At 44.7% G+C, this 16,933-nt stretch carries 13 protein-coding genes; 9 read left to right on the top strand and 4 right to left on the bottom strand.

The annotated features are described in order from the left end of the window. Positions 1-6: 6 nt before the first annotated feature. The 5 genes from BMZ56_RS20325 (at position 7) to BMZ56_RS20305 (ending at position 5,486) form a co-directional block, all read left to right on the top strand. Positions 7-771 (top strand): PASTA domain-containing protein, encoded by a 765-nt coding sequence (locus BMZ56_RS20325; RefSeq protein WP_245893337.1) that lies wholly within the window; start codon positions 7-9, stop codon positions 769-771. A gap of 30 nt (positions 772-801) precedes the next feature. Continuing rightward, a complete protein-coding gene (gene mltG / locus BMZ56_RS20320; protein WP_090630062.1) occupies positions 802-1,848 on the top strand; it encodes an endolytic transglycosylase MltG in 1,047 nt (348 codons plus the stop codon). Beyond that, positions 1,849-2,262, top strand: a complete 414-nt coding sequence (locus BMZ56_RS20315) for an acyl-CoA thioesterase (protein WP_090630059.1) — start codon at positions 1,849-1,851, stop codon at positions 2,260-2,262. Further along, complete coding sequence (locus tag BMZ56_RS20310) at positions 2,259-3,266, top strand: YihY/virulence factor BrkB family protein (protein ID WP_090630056.1); 1,008 nt, start codon at positions 2,259-2,261, stop codon at positions 3,264-3,266. Before BMZ56_RS20315 ends, BMZ56_RS20310 begins: the two co-directional genes overlap by 4 nt. Positions 3,267-3,362: 96 nt before the next feature. After that, positions 3,363-5,486, top strand: a complete 2,124-nt coding sequence (locus BMZ56_RS20305; protein WP_177195233.1) for a response regulator — start codon at positions 3,363-3,365, stop codon at positions 5,484-5,486. A 76-nt stretch (positions 5,487-5,562) separates the two neighbouring features. Here BMZ56_RS20305 and BMZ56_RS20300 read toward each other — a convergent pair whose 3' ends face one another. After that, the gene (locus BMZ56_RS20300; RefSeq protein WP_090630051.1) at positions 5,563-6,486 is read right to left on the bottom strand and encodes an OmpA/MotB family protein; all 924 of its coding nucleotides are present in this window, start codon (positions 6,484-6,486) and stop codon (positions 5,563-5,565) included. 143 nt (positions 6,487-6,629) lie between these two features. Between BMZ56_RS20300 and rpsA the strand changes: the two genes are divergently transcribed. The 4 genes from rpsA to BMZ56_RS20280 all read left to right on the top strand — a co-directional run bounded on the left by rpsA (position 6,630) and on the right by BMZ56_RS20280 (position 10,206). Beyond that, positions 6,630-8,573, top strand: a complete 1,944-nt coding sequence (rpsA, locus tag BMZ56_RS20295; protein ID WP_090630048.1) for a 30S ribosomal protein S1 — start codon at positions 6,630-6,632, stop codon at positions 8,571-8,573. A gap of 110 nt (positions 8,574-8,683) precedes the next feature. Then, positions 8,684-9,208 (top strand): SRPBCC family protein, encoded by a 525-nt coding sequence (locus BMZ56_RS20290; RefSeq protein WP_090630045.1) that lies wholly within the window; start codon positions 8,684-8,686, stop codon positions 9,206-9,208. A 1-nt stretch (position 9,209) separates the two neighbouring features. Next, positions 9,210-9,776: a YdeI/OmpD-associated family protein gene (locus tag BMZ56_RS20285; protein ID WP_090630043.1), complete on the top strand. Its 567-nt coding sequence runs from the start codon at positions 9,210-9,212 to the stop codon at positions 9,774-9,776. 4 nt (positions 9,777-9,780) lie between these two features. After that, complete coding sequence (locus tag BMZ56_RS20280; protein ID WP_090630040.1) at positions 9,781-10,206, top strand: DUF1801 domain-containing protein; 426 nt, start codon at positions 9,781-9,783, stop codon at positions 10,204-10,206. 43 nt (positions 10,207-10,249) lie between these two features. On the opposite strand, the gene BMZ56_RS20275 is transcribed toward BMZ56_RS20280, so the two are convergent. The 3 genes from BMZ56_RS20275 to BMZ56_RS20265 all read right to left on the bottom strand — a co-directional run bounded on the left by BMZ56_RS20275 (position 10,250) and on the right by BMZ56_RS20265 (position 16,827). Then, positions 10,250-12,463 (bottom strand): NADP-dependent isocitrate dehydrogenase, encoded by a 2,214-nt coding sequence (locus BMZ56_RS20275; protein WP_090630036.1) that lies wholly within the window; start codon positions 12,461-12,463, stop codon positions 10,250-10,252. A gap of 218 nt (positions 12,464-12,681) precedes the next feature. Then, entirely contained in the window at positions 12,682-14,568 is a 1,887-nt protein-coding gene (locus BMZ56_RS20270) for a RecQ family ATP-dependent DNA helicase (protein ID WP_090630034.1), read from the bottom strand. 144 nt (positions 14,569-14,712) lie between these two features. Next, positions 14,713-16,827, bottom strand: coding sequence for a ComEC/Rec2 family competence protein (locus BMZ56_RS20265; RefSeq protein WP_090630032.1), 2,115 nt, complete (start codon positions 16,825-16,827; stop codon positions 14,713-14,715). Positions 16,828-16,933: the final 106 nt, after the last annotated feature.

Below are 16,933 nucleotides of genomic sequence, written 5' to 3'. Positions count from 1 at the left end.
GACAAGATGAACATGGTAAAATTTTTCCAATATCTGAGAACTGAAACTTTCCGAAAAAATCTTATCGGAGCATTGATTGGATTGACCGTTTTTTTCCTGGCCATAGTTTTCGGTCTTCGTCAATATACGCGCCATAATGAATCGGTCCAAGTACCGGAACTCAGGGGGATTTTGATAGATGAGGCCATCAAAAAATTGGAAGCCTCCGGTTTCGAATACGATTTGGATTCCGTTTATCAGGTAGATGAAAAACCCGGTTTGGTAATCGAACAGGACCCTGATCCGAATACCAAGGTAAAGAAAAATCGAACACTTTACCTCACCATCATTACACGTATGGCTCCTGAAGTGGCATTTCCCGAGCTGGTAGAGAAAACTTTTGTAGAGGCTCGCGCCGTTTTAAACAGCTATGGCCTCAAATTGGGTGATACTACATACATTCCGGATATAGCCCGTGATGTGGTGCTGGATGTTAAATTCGGTGGCGAACGGCTCAATGCAGGACGCCCCATACCCAAAGGGTCAACCATAGATCTGGTATTGGGGAATGGTAAAGGCGCTAGTGAAGTACAGGTGCCTGATTTAGTTGGACTGACGTTGGACCAGGTCCGTTTTGCGCTTCAAGGGAATTCGCTAACGTTGGGAACTGTTAATTATATGGGATTGATAGCCGACAGTGCCAGCGCAACCGTTATCTCTCAAACACCGACACCGGAAGATCCCGCTGTGAGTATCGGCTCCCCGATTAATATTGCACTTGCAAATCAGTAAGTATTGCAACCGTAATAGCGAAACAGATCTATGAAAAAAGCGAAAAAGGGTAAGCTATTCAAAATTATATTGGCGATTACCGTAGTGATCGTGGCTATTGGAGGGATTATTGGCTACAAGTATTATAAAGGCTTCTTCTCCCCCAACGTGACCACCGATGTTGAGTACCTCTACATTTACTCGCACTGGGATTTTGAAGATGTAATACAAAGCATGGGCGAGCTGCATGCTGTGAATGATACAGTCTCCTTCCGATGGGCAGCAAACAAAATGGAGTACCCGGCACGCGTGAAGCCCGGAAGGTACAAGTTGACCCCTGGCATGAACAACCGTACGTTGATCAACATGCTGGGCGGCGGATTTCAGGAGCCGGTGAAGCTCCGTTTTGAAAATGTGCGACTCAAAGAAAACCTTGCGGCAGTATTGGCAAACCAACTTGAACCGGATTCCATTGCGTTCATCAATGTACTGAACAACGACAGCCTGGCGGTCAGCTACGGGTTTGACACCGAGAATTTCTTCAGCATGTTCATCCCCAATACCTATGAGTTTTACTGGAATACCTCTACCGACGCATTTGCCAAACGAATGCATGAGGAATACCAAAAATTCTGGAACGACGAACGGAAAGAAAAAGCAGCCAACCTCAATTTAACACCGCAACAGGTGAGTGTATTGGCTTCCATTGTAAAGGGAGAAGCACTGCATACGGACGAAATGCCGGCAATCGCAGGACTATACCTCAACAGGTTACAGAAAGGGATGTTGTTGCAAGCTGATCCGACCGTGATTTTCGCCAACAATGATTTCACGATCCGGCGCGTGCTCTATCGACATCTACGAACAGATTCACCTTACAACACCTACCTGTATCGCGGACTGCCGCCGGGGCCGATTATGATGCCTAGTATCTCTTCAATCGATGCAGTATTAAATTATAAGAAGCATAATTATCTGTATATGTGTGCCAAGGACGATTTTTCAGGTTATCATAATTTTGCGGTGACCCAAGCCGAACACAATATAAATGCCCGAAAATTCCAGCAGGCATTGAATGAACGAAACATCAAGCGCTAAATGTATACGTTTGAAACAAAAGTACGAGTCCGATATGCCGAAACCGATCAAATGGGCTACGTCTACTATGGTAATTACGCGATGTTTTATGAAGTCGGTCGTGTCGAGTTGTTCCGTAGCCTGGGATTTTCCTACAAAGCGTTGGAAGACAGCGGAATCATGCTTCCAGTCATCGAATTACAATCGAAATTTCTGAAACCCGCAAAATATGATGAAGAAATATCAGTGAAAGCATCTTTGAAGGAAAAACCATCGGTCAAAATCCGTTTTGATTATGAATTGTTTAATCAGAACAGGGAATTACTAAATACAGGTAGTACCACATTGGTCTTCATCGACATGAAACGTAACAAACCGTGCAAGGCTCCAGCGGATTTCCTGGCTCGGCTGCGAAGGTACTTTGATAAACCATGAACTGGGCACATCGAACACTGTTAAAATTTAAACCTTATTTCCAATTCATTGAGTGGACTAAGGTTGTTGTGCTCCCAGGGTTCGGTTCGCTGCCATTATACACGGTGGCCACCTTTTTCTTTCAGGAAATTGCAAGAGAGTCTATTCTCAACAAAGCATCTTCTTTGGCTTACAACTTTATGTTGGCTATTTTTCCTGGTATTATCTTCCTCTTCACGCTGATCCCTTATATACCCATTGACAATTTTCAGGAGCAGTTGCTCAACTTTATGGAAGTGGTGATGCCTGAAAATGCCTTCCTTACTGTTGAGTCAACGCTGGAAGATATCGTAAAAAACCAAAATAGTGGCTTACTATCCATTGGTTTTATATTAGCCACCTTTTTTGCCACCAATGGGGTTAGCTCGTTGATGCTCGCCTTCAACAAAGCTTCCTTGATTATAGAAAGCCGCAGCTGGGGCCATCAACGTCTAGCTGCCATAGGCCTGACATTGATGATTATCATTGCGCTGGCAGCTGGAATGACTATTTTCACGGCCGCGGGCTATGTCATCCGATATTTGCAGGATAACATCAAAATCAATGCGGCATTTTGGGGTTTTATCATCACCGCATCTCGCTGGCTTATTTTATTCGGCATCTACTTCTTTACGGTCAGCATTCTCTACAAGTTTGGCCCGGCTTCGTCAAGAAAATGGAAGCTATTTAGTCCTGGAGCAATGCTAGCTACTATATTGGCCATTTTAACATTTTCTGGATTTGCCTTTTACATTAATAACTTTAATGCGTACAACAAACTGTACGGTTCAATAGGTACGTTGATTGTAATTATGATTTGGCTATATCTTAACTCGCTTATTTTGTTGGTGGGTTTTGAACTAAATGCCAGTATCGCCCTTTCTAAACAGAGTATCAAGATTGTAAGGCCACGTAAATTCAATACCTTCAAATCCGACGCGGAACCGGAAAAACTCACAACAAAGAGTTCCAAGCATCTCAATTAATTTTCCCCATTACATTTTTTTGCCATACTTTTGCCTATTCAAAAGTGCTAGGTAACGGCATTGATGACGGTATCAAGGCACATCAGCCATTTAACCATGAAAAAAAAAGCCAGAAAAACGCCGACAGTAAGGATTATATTACTGTACAGTTTCGTAATCTCATTCCTATTCATCGGAACCATCTTCGTGTATCAATATGGTCAATACCGTACGCTTGAAAAACGACTGACCGATGCTTACAAAGCTCAACAGCTCGGTTCCGAAGACTTAAATTACCTGTTTTCCACCTATAGTGAAGCTGAAAACATGTTCAGATTATACACGTTGGATTTCAGCGACAGCAGTTATTACGCATATCTTGATAAACTCAATCTGCTTAAAAGCTTTGTCGATTCCTTAAAATTTCCGTTTGCCCACAGTCCACAAAACAATCCAGCACTTAAAGTATTAGACCAACAAAAAATTGCACTGGAATTTGCCGCCCTTAAAATGCGGTTAGATCATTTGGTGATTCATACCAGTGATTCATTGGGCCTATTAACCAGCAATATTTCCCTCAGCCCCCCTCATACGCCTGAAATTGAATCTGTAGTTAATCATGTTCTCAAAGACACAACAAAAAAAATTACTGCCGATACCATCGTCAGAAAACGCCGGGGCTTACTTAAACGAATCTTTGATCCAAAAGACGACACCATTGTACTTACCCGCGAATACAATCGGCTGGACGTGGAACGGGTAACCGAACTCAAAAAAAGCCTCTCCTCCGTTCAGATGGGGATTGAGCAATCTTATATAAATACCATTGACAAGCTTCAAAGTACGTTTTTAAAGCTTCGAGGCAAAGAAAGAGAGCTTGTTACGACCAACTTCGATTTATTGAACGAACTTAAAAAAAGCATGGAAATCATCAAAACACTTGATGTCTATGCACTACGTAAAGCGGAAGAAAATAATTTCTCACTTTATCGAAAAAATATCGACGTGTTCGGCAAGCAGCTGATTTTTGCCTTGGCGCTTATGCTGGTCATGATTGCCGCCCTGGTATATTATCAACTCTATGCTACTTCTTATGAACGGAGGCTTCACGTGGAAAAAGACTACGCAGCAAAACTCGTTGAAGAAAAAACCAGCGTCCTTGCCAATATAAGTCACGAAATACGCACCCCGCTCAATTCATTGCTGGGCGTGGTTGACTTATTAAAAAACCGTACGAAATCGGATAACATAGATAGGAAACTCATTGATTCCGCATACTACAGCATCAACATCGTCAGCAACAACATTGCAGACATTCTCAGTCTCAGCAAACTGGAGGCATCCAACAAGGGCAATATCTCGATGGAGTATTTTTCGCCAAACCGAATCTTTCTGGAATTGGTAACACTGCACAAAAACCAAGCTGAACTGAAAGGTCTACAACTGGAAACAGCGATCGACATAGACCCTAGATTCAGTTTGTTAAACAACGAGTTTAGGGTGAAACAAGTGGCTTCCAATTTCCTGAGTAATGCCATCAAATATACGCAGAAAGGTAAGATTACATTTCGCGCTTCCCTCTCCACGGCAAATGATGGCCAGCGCTTATATATGGAAGTGGAAGATACCGGCATCGGGATTACCGAGCCAGACCAACATCAGGTATTCCGCAAATACTTCACAACCAATGCAAATGCTGGAGGCATCGGCTTAGGGCTGTATATATCGAAAATCATGATTGAGGAAATAGGTGGCAACATTGGAATAAAGAGCAAATCGACAGTAGGCTCCATTTTCTTTGCCGAGATTCCTTTTTCTGATAGTCGGATGGAGACACATGAACACCGAAAAGCAACTTTATCGGATCTGCCGCCACATCTCCGCCTACTGGTAGTGGATGACAACCCTATAAATATACTGTTGATGAAACAGTTTTTTAAAGGTCTGGAACATATATATACTGTCAATAATGGAGAAGATGCATTGGTGCTGATGGACGAGCGGCCTTTCGATCTGGTCATCACCGACATCCATATGCCCGGTATAAGCGGAATACAACTACTTGAAAAAATAAAGACGGATGAACGCTTTAAATCCATTAAAGTTGTGGCTATTTCAGCAGACATCTCTACGCTGAAATATGCTGAAGAGGCCCAAGTTGAAGCATCTTTTGACGGATTTATTGAGAAGCCATTTACAGAAGCGGAGATTGTGAAAACGATTCTAAAAGCACTTTCTTGATTGCGTCAAATCTGCATACAAAATCCCCGGCCGGGTTGGCCGAGGATTTTATGCAAATTAACAATCTGCTTTCGCGCTATTGCCGAATAGGTGATACCGTGGTCGTATCACTCGATACGTCCGCTGTACCCGTAGACGACCCGTTTTCGGGTGCCTTATCAATTAACTCCATGAATTGATCAAGTTTAGGTGTAATAATGATTTGGGTTCGGCGGTTACGCGTTTTGCCGCTTTCACTTTCGTTACTTGCAATGGGATTGTATTCGCCTCGTCCCGCAGCAGTAAGGCGTTTGGGATCCACCCCATACTCTTCCTGCAATGCTTGGACCACCGACGAGCCCCGCAATGCACTTAAATCCCAGTTATTGCGAATATTAGGTTGCGAAATAGGCACATTATCGGTATTACCTTCAACCAGCACGTCATAATCCCGGTAGTCCATGATGATCTTTGCAATTTTACTGAGCGTTTCTCCCGCCCGTTCAGAGATTTCATAACTACCCGATTTGTACAACATGTTATCCGACAATGAAATGTAGACTACCCCTTTTAGCACCTGTACGTCTACATCTTGCATCTCCTCACGACTCAGTGAGCGGGTCAACCGATTGGTAAGCACCATATTAAGTGAATCGCTTTTATTCTTGGTATTCACTAAATGCTGGATGTACCGGTTGGAAGCATTGATCTCGTCTACTAGTTTCGAAATATTTACATTACCCTGATTGGATGAAGTAAGACACTGGTTGAGCGCTTCTTGTAACGATTTCACATTGGCTCGTTCGGATGCGATCTGATCTTCCAGACTGGTTACGCGGGTATTGGCAGCAGAAAGTTGTTGCTGGGTATCTTGATATTTCCGGCTTAACTCCTGTTCCTTGGTACGCATTTCATCATAACTTGCCTGCAGTGACCGGAATTTCTTATTGCTCACACATCCCGACAGAAGCAATGCTACCGCCATAAACGCGATGCCTGTGTATATTGATAATCGTTTCATACTATCTCCTTGTTTTGTTATTCAAGGGTATCATACCAACTTAATGCCAAAAATGTTTTTTTAACAAATAACTCCCTATAAATAAAAGTTTTCGTACCTTTGCAGTCCCGATAAAAATCGGGAAAAAGGAGAAATATGAATTAATGGCAAAAAAACAAGAAGCAGAAAAGGAACTAGCAGCAAAAAAAGCTGAACTTCAAGACACTGAGGATACCTTGGTGAAGGAGAAGGAAGACATCGAATCGGAGGCCGATTCGAAGTTCATGGACGAAATCAAATCAACCACCTGGAGCACTCCTGACGATGATTTTGATTGGGACAAGGATGAAAAGGGCTTTGGCAACTATAGCGACGAAGAGCGCGCTAAGCTGGAAGACCTCTACGCCGGTACTTTCAATTCGGTCAACAAGGGTGAAATTGTACAGGGAACCGTGGTATCCATCAACAACAAAGATGTGGTACTCAACATCGGGTTCAAGTCGGATGGTTTGGTATCCCTTTCTGAATTCCGCGACACCCCGGATTTAAAAGTGGGTGATGTGGTAGACGTATTCGTTGAGTCACAGGAAGATGCCAACGGTCAGTTGGTACTTTCGCGCAAACGTGCCAAGACGCAAAAATCTTGGGAAGAAATTAATGAAGCGCTTGAAAATGATACGATCATCGATGGCTTTGTAAAAAGCCGTACCAAAGGTGGTCTTATTGTGGACATCAAAGGCGTGGAAGCTTTCTTGCCGGGATCTCAAATTGATATAAAACCAATCCGCGACTACGACATTTATGTAGGCAAAACCATGGAATTCAAGGTGGTGAAAATCAACCATGAATTCAAGAATGTGGTTGTTTCGCATAAAGTACTTATCGAGGATGATTTGGAAAATCAAAAAACCGAAATCGTTTCCAAACTCGAAAAAGGACAGGTATTGGAAGGTACCGTCAAGAATATTACCGATTTCGGTGTATTCATCGATTTGGGTGGCGTAGACGGTCTGTTGCACATCACCGATATTTCGTGGGGTCGTATCGAACACCCGAAAGAAGTATTGCAGCTTGATCAAACCGTCAACGTCGTTGTACTCGATTTCGACGACGAGAAAAAACGGATTGCGCTCGGCTTGAAACAACTGACCGAACATCCTTGGGAATCATTGGATGCTGCATTGGAAGTGGGTTCAAAGGTAAAAGGCAAGATCGTAACGGTAGCCGATTACGGAGCGTTCCTCGAAATCACTCCGGGTGTAGAGGGATTAATTCACGTTTCGGAAATGTCTTGGTCGCAAAACTTGCGCAGCCCGTCTGAATTCCTGAAGGTGGGCGACGAAATAGAAGCTCAAATCCTTACATTGGATCGCGACGAGCGCAAAATGAGCCTTGGCATCAAACAATTGACGCCCGACCCTTGGAAAAACATCGCCGAGCGTTATCCAATTGGCTCCAAGCAAAAGGCCGTAGTGAAAAACATGACGAACTTCGGTGTGTTTGTGGAGTTGGAAGAAGGTATCGATGGATTGGTTCACATCTCGGATCTCTCTTGGTCTAAGAAAATCAATCACCCCAATGAATTCACCAAAGTTGGTGAGGAATTAGAAGTGGTTGTTCTGGAGCTTGACGAAGAAAACCGGAAGCTGAGCTTGGGTCACAAGCAATTGGAAGAGAATCCATGGGATACGTTCGAAACCATTTTCACGCTGGATTCCATCCATCAAGGAACGGTTATCAAGGTAGGCGAAAAAGGAAACATTGTATCGCTGCCCTATGGTGTTGAAGGGTTCTGCCCTGCTAAACACAGCGTTAAAGAAGATGGAAGCGTATTGAAATTGGATGAGACTGCTGACTTCAAAATCATCGAATTCAACAAGGACAATAAGCGTGTGGTGATCTCGCATTCCCGCATCTGGGAAGATCAACGGGCTGAAGCACGTATGGAAGAATTCAACAATCGTAAGAAAGAGGCCAGAGCAGCTACATCTGCGGTACGGAAAGTGAAGGATTCTGTTGAAAAATCTACGTTGGGAGATCTCGATGTTCTTGCTCAATTGAAAGAACAGTTGGAAGACGAAGAAAGCGCAAAAAAAGCCAAAAAGTAATCGTCTTAACGTAACAACTATACTCCCCACTCCCCATCAGGAGTGGGGATTTTTTTTGCATATTTGGAATTAATCCGTAATTTGGTTCAAGGAATTAACCCCTATAAACGATGAAAACCTTGAAGCGAATCTTAATCATCCTGGCCATTATCATTGCAATTCCATTGATTGCCGCCTTATTTGTCAAGCGGGAGTTTACCAGCGAACGCCAGATTACCATCGACAAACCGCGAGAGGAAGTGTTTGACTACATTAAACACCTTAACAATCAAAAAAACTACGACACGTGGCATAAAATGGATCCAGGAGCCCAAACGACTACACGTGGCACAGATGGTACCGTTGGCTTTGTATATGCTTGGGATGGGGAAAAAATTGGCAAGGGAGAACAGGAGATTACCAATATCGAGGAAAATGAACGGGTCGATACCGAACTCCGATTCAAAACTCCGTTTGAATCGACGGCTTCCTGTTACCTGATTACCGAAGCACAGGGGCCCAATCAAACCGTGGTAAAGTGGGGAATTTCAGGTAAATCTCCTTATCCCTTTAACCTTATGGGACTATTTTTTGATATGGGAGATGATTTCGATGAAGGCCTGAAGGGATTGAAAACTGTCTTGGAAAATCAATAGTATGGGTGCGGCAAACGGCTGGGAAGAAGAACTGGCACTATTGATCGCCATCCTTCGGAAAACTGAGCTTGAAGAAACGATTAAATGGGGAATACCCGTATTCACTTATAACAGGCGGAATGTCGTAGGGATAGCAGGCTTTAAATCCCATTTCACACTCTGGTTCTACAAGGGTGTTTTCCTGGATGATAAGGCCCATGTCTTAACCAATGCACAGGAGGGTAAGACTAAGTCGTTGCGGCAATGGCGTTTCAACTCTGGTACAGAAATCAATGAGTCACTGATTATTGCTTATATCAATGAAGCAATAGCGAATGAAAAACAGGGCAAAGTCTGGAAACCGGAAGCGAAAGGAAAACTGCCCATTCCATCCCAATTGGAAGATGCGTTAAAAAACGAGGCCCTGAAGCAACATTTTGAGAACCTTCCTCCTTATAAACAAAATGAGTACGTCGAATACATTACCGGGGCGAAACAGGAAACCACCAAATTTTCGAGGGTTGAAAAAATCAAACCACTCATTCTGCAGGGTGTAGGATTACATGATCAGTATAAGCCTAAAAAATAACCAAATGCCCCAAGCGAAAAACAAAACGGTTGAAACTACCGATAGCGTACTCCAATTTATCGACACCGTCATGGATGAAACCAAGCGGAAAGATAGCTTGCGCCTCGTGGAAATCCTGCAAACCGAAACTGGCTTTGAACCTCGTATGTGGGGCGCCAGTATCATTGGTTTCGGAAGTTACCATTACCATTATGATAGTGGACGAGAGGGAGATGCACCCTTAATAGGCTTCTCTCCTCGCAAAAAGGAACTGGTGCTTTACCTAGCACATGATTTTGACGGAAGGGAGGATATGCTTCGTGAGTTCGGCAAACACAAGAGCGGGAAGGCCTGCATTTATGTAAAAAAACTGGCAGATATTGACGAAAACATACTGAGAAAGCTGATCAGCGCTTCCCTAAACTGGACGCGGAAAAAATACCCAGATTGAAAGCCATAAAATGCTGGGGGGTATTTCACCCCCCAAGCATAAACTATCCAATAATCGCATTAAGTGTTGCACTTGGCCGCATAGCCTCGGCAGCCAATTTACTGTCGGGAAAATAATACCCGCCGATATCCTGCGGTTTACCCTGTGCACCGATCAACTCTTCGTTGATTTTGCTTTCATTCGCTTTTAATTTTTCGGCAATCGGAGCAAACTGAGCTTTTAGGTCTGTATCTTTCTCTTGTGAAGCCAAGGCCTCAGCCCAGTACAATGCCAGGTAAAAATGCGATCCCCTGTTATCCAATTGCCCCACCTTTCGCGCTGGCGATTTATCATTTTCCAAAAATCGCTCCGTAGCATTATCCAGCGCCTCCGCTACGACCAAAGCTTTCGCATTGTTCTGGGTTTGCCCTACGTGTTCCAACGATACAGCCAGCGCAAGAAACTCTCCCAATGAATCCCAACGTAGATACCCTTCCTGAAGAAACTGCTCGACATGTTTGGGGGCAGAGCCACCGGCCCCGGTTTCAAACAAACCACCACCATTCATCAGGGGAACGATTGACAACATCTTGGCAGAAGTACCCAATTCCAGAATCGGAAATAAATCGGTCAAGTAATCCCGAAGCACATTGCCCGTTACAGAAATGGTGTCTTCCCCCCTACGAATACGTTCCAATGAGAATTTTGTAGCCTCTATTGGGTTCAGAATACGAATATCCAGTCCATTCAGATCGTGTTCTTTCAAATAGGTATTCACCTTCTCAATAATTTGGCGATCGTGTGCACGGTTTTCATCCAGCCAGAATACAGCCGGTGTATTGGATAACCGCGCACGGTTTACCGCGAGCTTAACCCAGTCACGGATCGGTGCGTCCTTCGTTTGACACATCCGGAAAATATCACCGGTTTCCACCTGTTGTGCCATCAGCACATTGCCCTCGGCATCCACCACCCGGATGGTACCCTTGGCCGTGGCTTGGAATGTCTTGTCATGTGAACCGTACTCTTCGGCCTTCTGGGCCATGAGCCCCACATTGGATACCGATCCCATGGTTGACGGATCGAATGCGCCATGCGCTTTGCAATCGTCAATCGTAGCCACATATACGCCGGCATATGAGCGGTCTGGAATAAGCGCAATGGTATCCTGTAATTCCCCCTTTTTATTCCACATCTTGCCCGAATTACGGATCATCGCCGGCATCGATGCATCTACGATCACATCCGACGGCACATGCAGGTTCGTGATGCCCTTATCCGAATTGACCATCGCCAAGTCTGGACCGTTTTCGATCGCTTCAGCCAACGCTGCTTTCACTTCTTCTTCTTGCGCATGACCTGCAATTTTCGCATAGACATCACCCAGACCATTTCGGGTATCCACACCTAGCTCATCAAACAGATCTGCGTACTTCACAAACACATCGCTAAAATATACCTCTACAATGGCACCGAATACAATCGGATCCGATACCTTCATCATGGTCGCTTTTAAGTGAGCAGACAGCAATACCTCGGCCTTCTTAGCTGCTTCAATCTCCTTGGCCACAAAGTTTTTCAATGCGCCGATATTCATGCGCGACGAATCGATCACTTCCCCGGCCAACAATTTAGCGGGGGCCTTTAAGAGTGTCACGGCACCATCTTCACCGACAAACTCAATGGCGAACGTAGTTTCGCGTGGTATCGTAACCGACTGTTCACTACCGTAAAAATCACCGTCCGACATCGAGGCCACTTGTGTCTTAGAATCCGCGGACCAAGTGCCCATGGAATGCGGATGCTGCTTGGCATAGTTCTTTACGGCACGCGGGGCCCTTCGGTCTGAGTTTCCTTCTCTCAACACCGGATTAACTGCAGACCCCAGCACTTTCGCATATTGCGCTTTGATCGCCTTCTCTTCTTCGGTTTTGGGCTCCTCGGGATAATTCGGCACTGGGTAACCCTTAGCCTGCAGCTCGGCGATAGCCGACTTTAACTGCGGTATAGAAGCGGAAATATTCGGAAGTTTGATGATATTAGCTTCAGGTGTCGTAGCCAATTGACCGAGCTCCGCCAAGGCATCTCCTGTCTTTTGGCCGTCTGCCAAATATTCGGGAAAATTGGCCAGGATTCGCCCCGCCAATGAAATATCTTTTTCCACGACCGATATGCCAGCCGGAGCAGTAAAAGCCTTGACAATAGGCAAAAATGAATACGTGGCCAACAAGGGGGCCTCATCTGTTTTCGTGTAATGAATTTTGGCGTTTTCAGACATGGTTTACTGTATAACAATGTTAAGGGTTTGATGGCGCTATGGCCACTGAGCGGCCACAAACTTAGGCAAAATGCTTTGCATTCGCGAATTCCGATTTAAAAAACAAACCAACTTCCGGCTCCAGTTGTTTTTTTTACGTTACAACGACGTCACATTCAACAAAATTCTATCCTCAAATAGAAGGTAATCTAACCTCGACCAACAAGTTATTTAGTAAATCAGCTTAAATAATATTTATCCCCATTTACTTTCAATTTCCCCTCTTCCAAGCACTTGCGAGTAAACGCTAAACGGGCCTCTTCATCACCTGACACCATACGAGTGATAAGTTTGTCGATTGTTGCGGGCCCCTCGGCCAAGATTTCGGTTAGCTCGCCCATTAATCTATCTTCCAAGCCTTCTGTCTTCACGGCTTTCAGGCAACGATCACAAATTCCGCAGCGTTGAGGTTTATTTTCACCGAAATAAGCCAGCAGAAATTTACTGCGGCATTTCAGGTCATCTAAATAGTGAAAAACCGCGTCCATCTGTTGCTGCTTTACTTCTTTCCGTTCACGAATGTATTGACTGTCAATATGTAGGCGCTTGTTATCCATTCGGGGCCGTAAAAATTGCAATTGCGGACTGTCTGTTTGGGGGAGATAACTGAGTATCTCACTTTTTTTAAGGTAGTCAATCATTTCAACAATCGCCGTCAACGGCTTACCTACCCGCCTTGCCAACTCCGTTTCTCGGATGGGAACGAAATGGTCAAACGCACCGCCATGACTTCGAAGAATAACTTTGATTAATCCATCGTAGGTAGCATTTTCTACTTGAAACTTGTATAAATCCGGTTGATCGATCTCAAATTTGATCCGTGAAGGTAGATACACAGCTTCGCTTACGTTGATCCATCCATCGCGTTCCAGAAACTTTAACGCGCTGAGTGTTATCAAGGCATCTAGCTTATACCGACTACAAAAGTCGGCCACATCAAAATCAAGCGTAAGCCCCTCCCCAGCGCCGTACGCCAATTGGTAATAGTTCGCTAACTGCTGATATACCTGCCTGATGTAGTCAATTGAGGGGAAGCTTAATTGGTACTTTTTTAGCAGTTCATTGCGATCGCTCTGATGATGGAGTAATACCGCATAAGCCTTCTTGCCATCGCGGCCAGCCCGGCCTGCTTCCTGGTAATAGGCTTCAAGTGATTCGGGTAAGTCCAGATGTATGACGAAGCGGACGTCGGGCTTATCGATGCCCATACCAAAAGCGTTGGTCGCTACCATCACCCGGATGTCATTGCTTTTCCATCCTTCTTGTCTACGCGCGCGATCTGGTGTTTCCAAACCCGCATGGTAAAAGTCTGCAGAAATTCCTTCGTTCAACAAGATCCGGGTCACTTCCTGCGTTTCACGGCGGTTACGGACATAGATAATGCCACTTCCGCCCAATTTACGGATGATACGTAGCATACGACGTGTTTTATGCTCTTCGTCAAACGCCATATAAGCCAAATTTTCCCGAAAGAAACTTTTTTTCAGCACATGGTATTCCCGGAAAGTAAGTTTCTGCTGAATGTCATCCACAACCTTTGCCGTCGCGGTAGCTGTGAGTGCCAAAAACGGGATGTTGGGATGCAGAGACCGTAATACCGCCACATCGAGGTAGGAAGGCCTGAAATCGTACCCCCATTGCGAAATACAGTGTGCCTCGTCTATCGCAAAGAGGTTAACATTCATGTAACGGATCCGTTCGCGAACAATGTCGCTGCTGAGTCGCTCCGGCGAGAGATACAGAAATTTCACCGGCCCATAGATGCAATTATCCAGCGCAATATCGACCTCACGTTTCCTCATACCCGAAAAAATGGCCACTGCTTCAATACCTTTCGATTTAAGAGTTTCCACCTGATCTTTCATCAGTGCGATGAGTGGCGTCACGACAATACATATCCCATCCATCATCAATGCAGGCACCTGGAAGCATACCGACTTGCCCCCGCCGGTAGGCATCAGCGCGAGGGTGTCCCTTCCAGTCAGCACCGACTGGATGACTTCTTCCTGCAATGGCCGGAACGACTCATGTTTCCAGTATTTTCGGAGTACATCTACACTATTCATCGCATAAAGGGATTCCAACGACCAAACATACAAAATTATCTGTTAGTCATTTTTATTCCCTAGCTATAAACCATTGGCGGTGACACCATCCGTTTCGACACCACCATTAACCAGCTTAAAACCAATACGGAGACACCAATTGGATCAATCTGTTATTCGATAACGATATGCAAAATTATCCTTCAGTACATAGATGGGGATAGCCGCTATTTTGGCCTCGGATAATAGTCGGTTAATGGTCGAACTGTAATTGGATCCGTCAACCACCAATTGTTTGCAACGAATATTCTTAACCAATTCAGTCAACGAAATCGACGGATTGTTTCTGATCAGCAAGATATCTGTTTCGAACTTTCCTCCGTAAGTTTTTTCGCCATCATATACCATAAGTCGCAGATTACCGAATTGTAGTATCTGGTCTTTTATATATATACGATCGCTGCGATAGCTGCTGTCGCTCGGCACGAAGTGGATCTTATCTGCCGATGTATAAGCCTCCAATTCCGGTAATACCGCATAGCGCATCGTTCGGTCATCCAAAGAACCTAGGTCACTGTATACCCATGCTTCTCCGCCGTCCATTAAACCGATGGATAGCTTTTGCCGGACATTGAAAATGATAGCCTCGTGACGGTTAAGTTTCTGAAAATTTGCTATAAAAGAAAAAACAACCAACATACATACAAACATAAAAGCCGCGTAAAACCACTGCTTACTACGATTTACCGCCGCCATCGCTCCCGCAAATAAGCACATGTAAATCAATAGGCAATCCCACCCGGTCAAACAAATCCCTCGAATAGTTGCCCCGGGCAATTGCTCAATATAGTGCAATCCGGATTTCACTATCAAAATCAGCCTTTCAAGTATTTCACCTGCCACAGAAGCAACGATACCTGATGGCAGGATCAGCAAAATAAACCCGATATACATGATGCCGCTTGCTGGCAATACGATAAACAGATTGGCAAGCAAGAAATACAGCGGAAATTGGTGGAAATAATAGGCGGCCAACGGTCCTGCACTCGTTTGAGCCGATACAGACATCCCTACGTAATCGCTGATAGGTTTGATCAACCGGTAGTCTGTCTGGAAGGCTGCTTTCCATATAGGCATCAGGAAAACAATCCCCAATACAGCGAGATAAGACAACTGAAAACCGATGTCCACGATAAATTTAGGGTTGTATAACAACAGAAAAAATGCCGACGCGGAAATACTGTTGTAGATTCTGTTTTGCTGGCTAAACGTTGAAGCGGCTATCACAAAGGTGATCATAGTTGCGGCACGCAATACCGATGGCGAAAACCCCGTAAGCGCTGCGTAACTCCACACAGCAGTCACCAAAATAGTAAATTTACCCACTCGTAGTTTTCGGCCGTGGTTCATCCATCCCAATAGTCTTGAGAACATCCAGAATACAATCACCACGTGCATTCCCGATACGCTTAATACATGAATGGTTCCGGTATTCGAAAATGCTTGGAGCAATTCGTCACTCAAATCTGCACGGTATCCCAAAATCAGGGTAGACGCTACCGAGAGGGCATCTTTATCAAGCAGATATTGTTCAAACTTACCAACGAGCTGCCTCCGTAACATGAGCGCATACGCCATCAACCAACTACCTTTCCCCGTTCCGATCCGCTGCACTTCATTTGATGACAGATAAGCCCGATGCCAACAGTTCTTGTTCGCCAGGTAACGTTGGTAATCCATCTCACTGGGATTGTACGGAGGAGGCACATCGTCATACGTAGCCGGTATCACGAGTTCATCCCCATAATTGAACGACTGCGACAAACTGTCGTGCATGGTTACCGTTAGCATCAGTTTACCCCTCACATCGGTAAGGGTGTCTGCTCCATATGCCTGGCTGATTTCCAGTGGAAACCGGATATAACCGCTGCGAACCACCGGCTCATCCGCAATACTACCGATTAAAGCACGGTATCTTCCATGACTAAAATGCTGTTGATCGATTTCCGGATGAGTTTGCCAAGTCAATACAGCACCCGTGGCAAACAAAGCTGCAAACACTAGAAAGCCCATTGCTCCATAATACCGTTGTCGCCGTAACCGCGTCAGTAAAATCAGCGAAGCAAAAGTAATCACGGAGCTGATCAGCACGCCGCATACAATAAGATATAAAGACCTGTTTGGCACATACACGTAACTTACTGCTATTCCCGCAACGAGCGCCATCAAAAACCGGGCAAAGGGAACATGTCCTTTATGGAGCGGAATCGGTTGTTTCATTTTAAAAAGCCAATTTAAGAAATTCGGTTTAATTTTTGCGTTTTTCTAAATCGAAAGTTTTAGGCATCTTCGCTAAACCTTTTTAAGAGCACTATGTTTATCGTAG

The organism is Parapedobacter indicus (assembly GCF_900113765.1).
Taxonomy (GTDB): domain Bacteria; phylum Bacteroidota; class Bacteroidia; order Sphingobacteriales; family Sphingobacteriaceae; genus Parapedobacter; species Parapedobacter indicus.
Note: the sequence above shows the minus strand (reverse complement) of the source record. Positions and strands in the feature narration are given on the sequence as shown.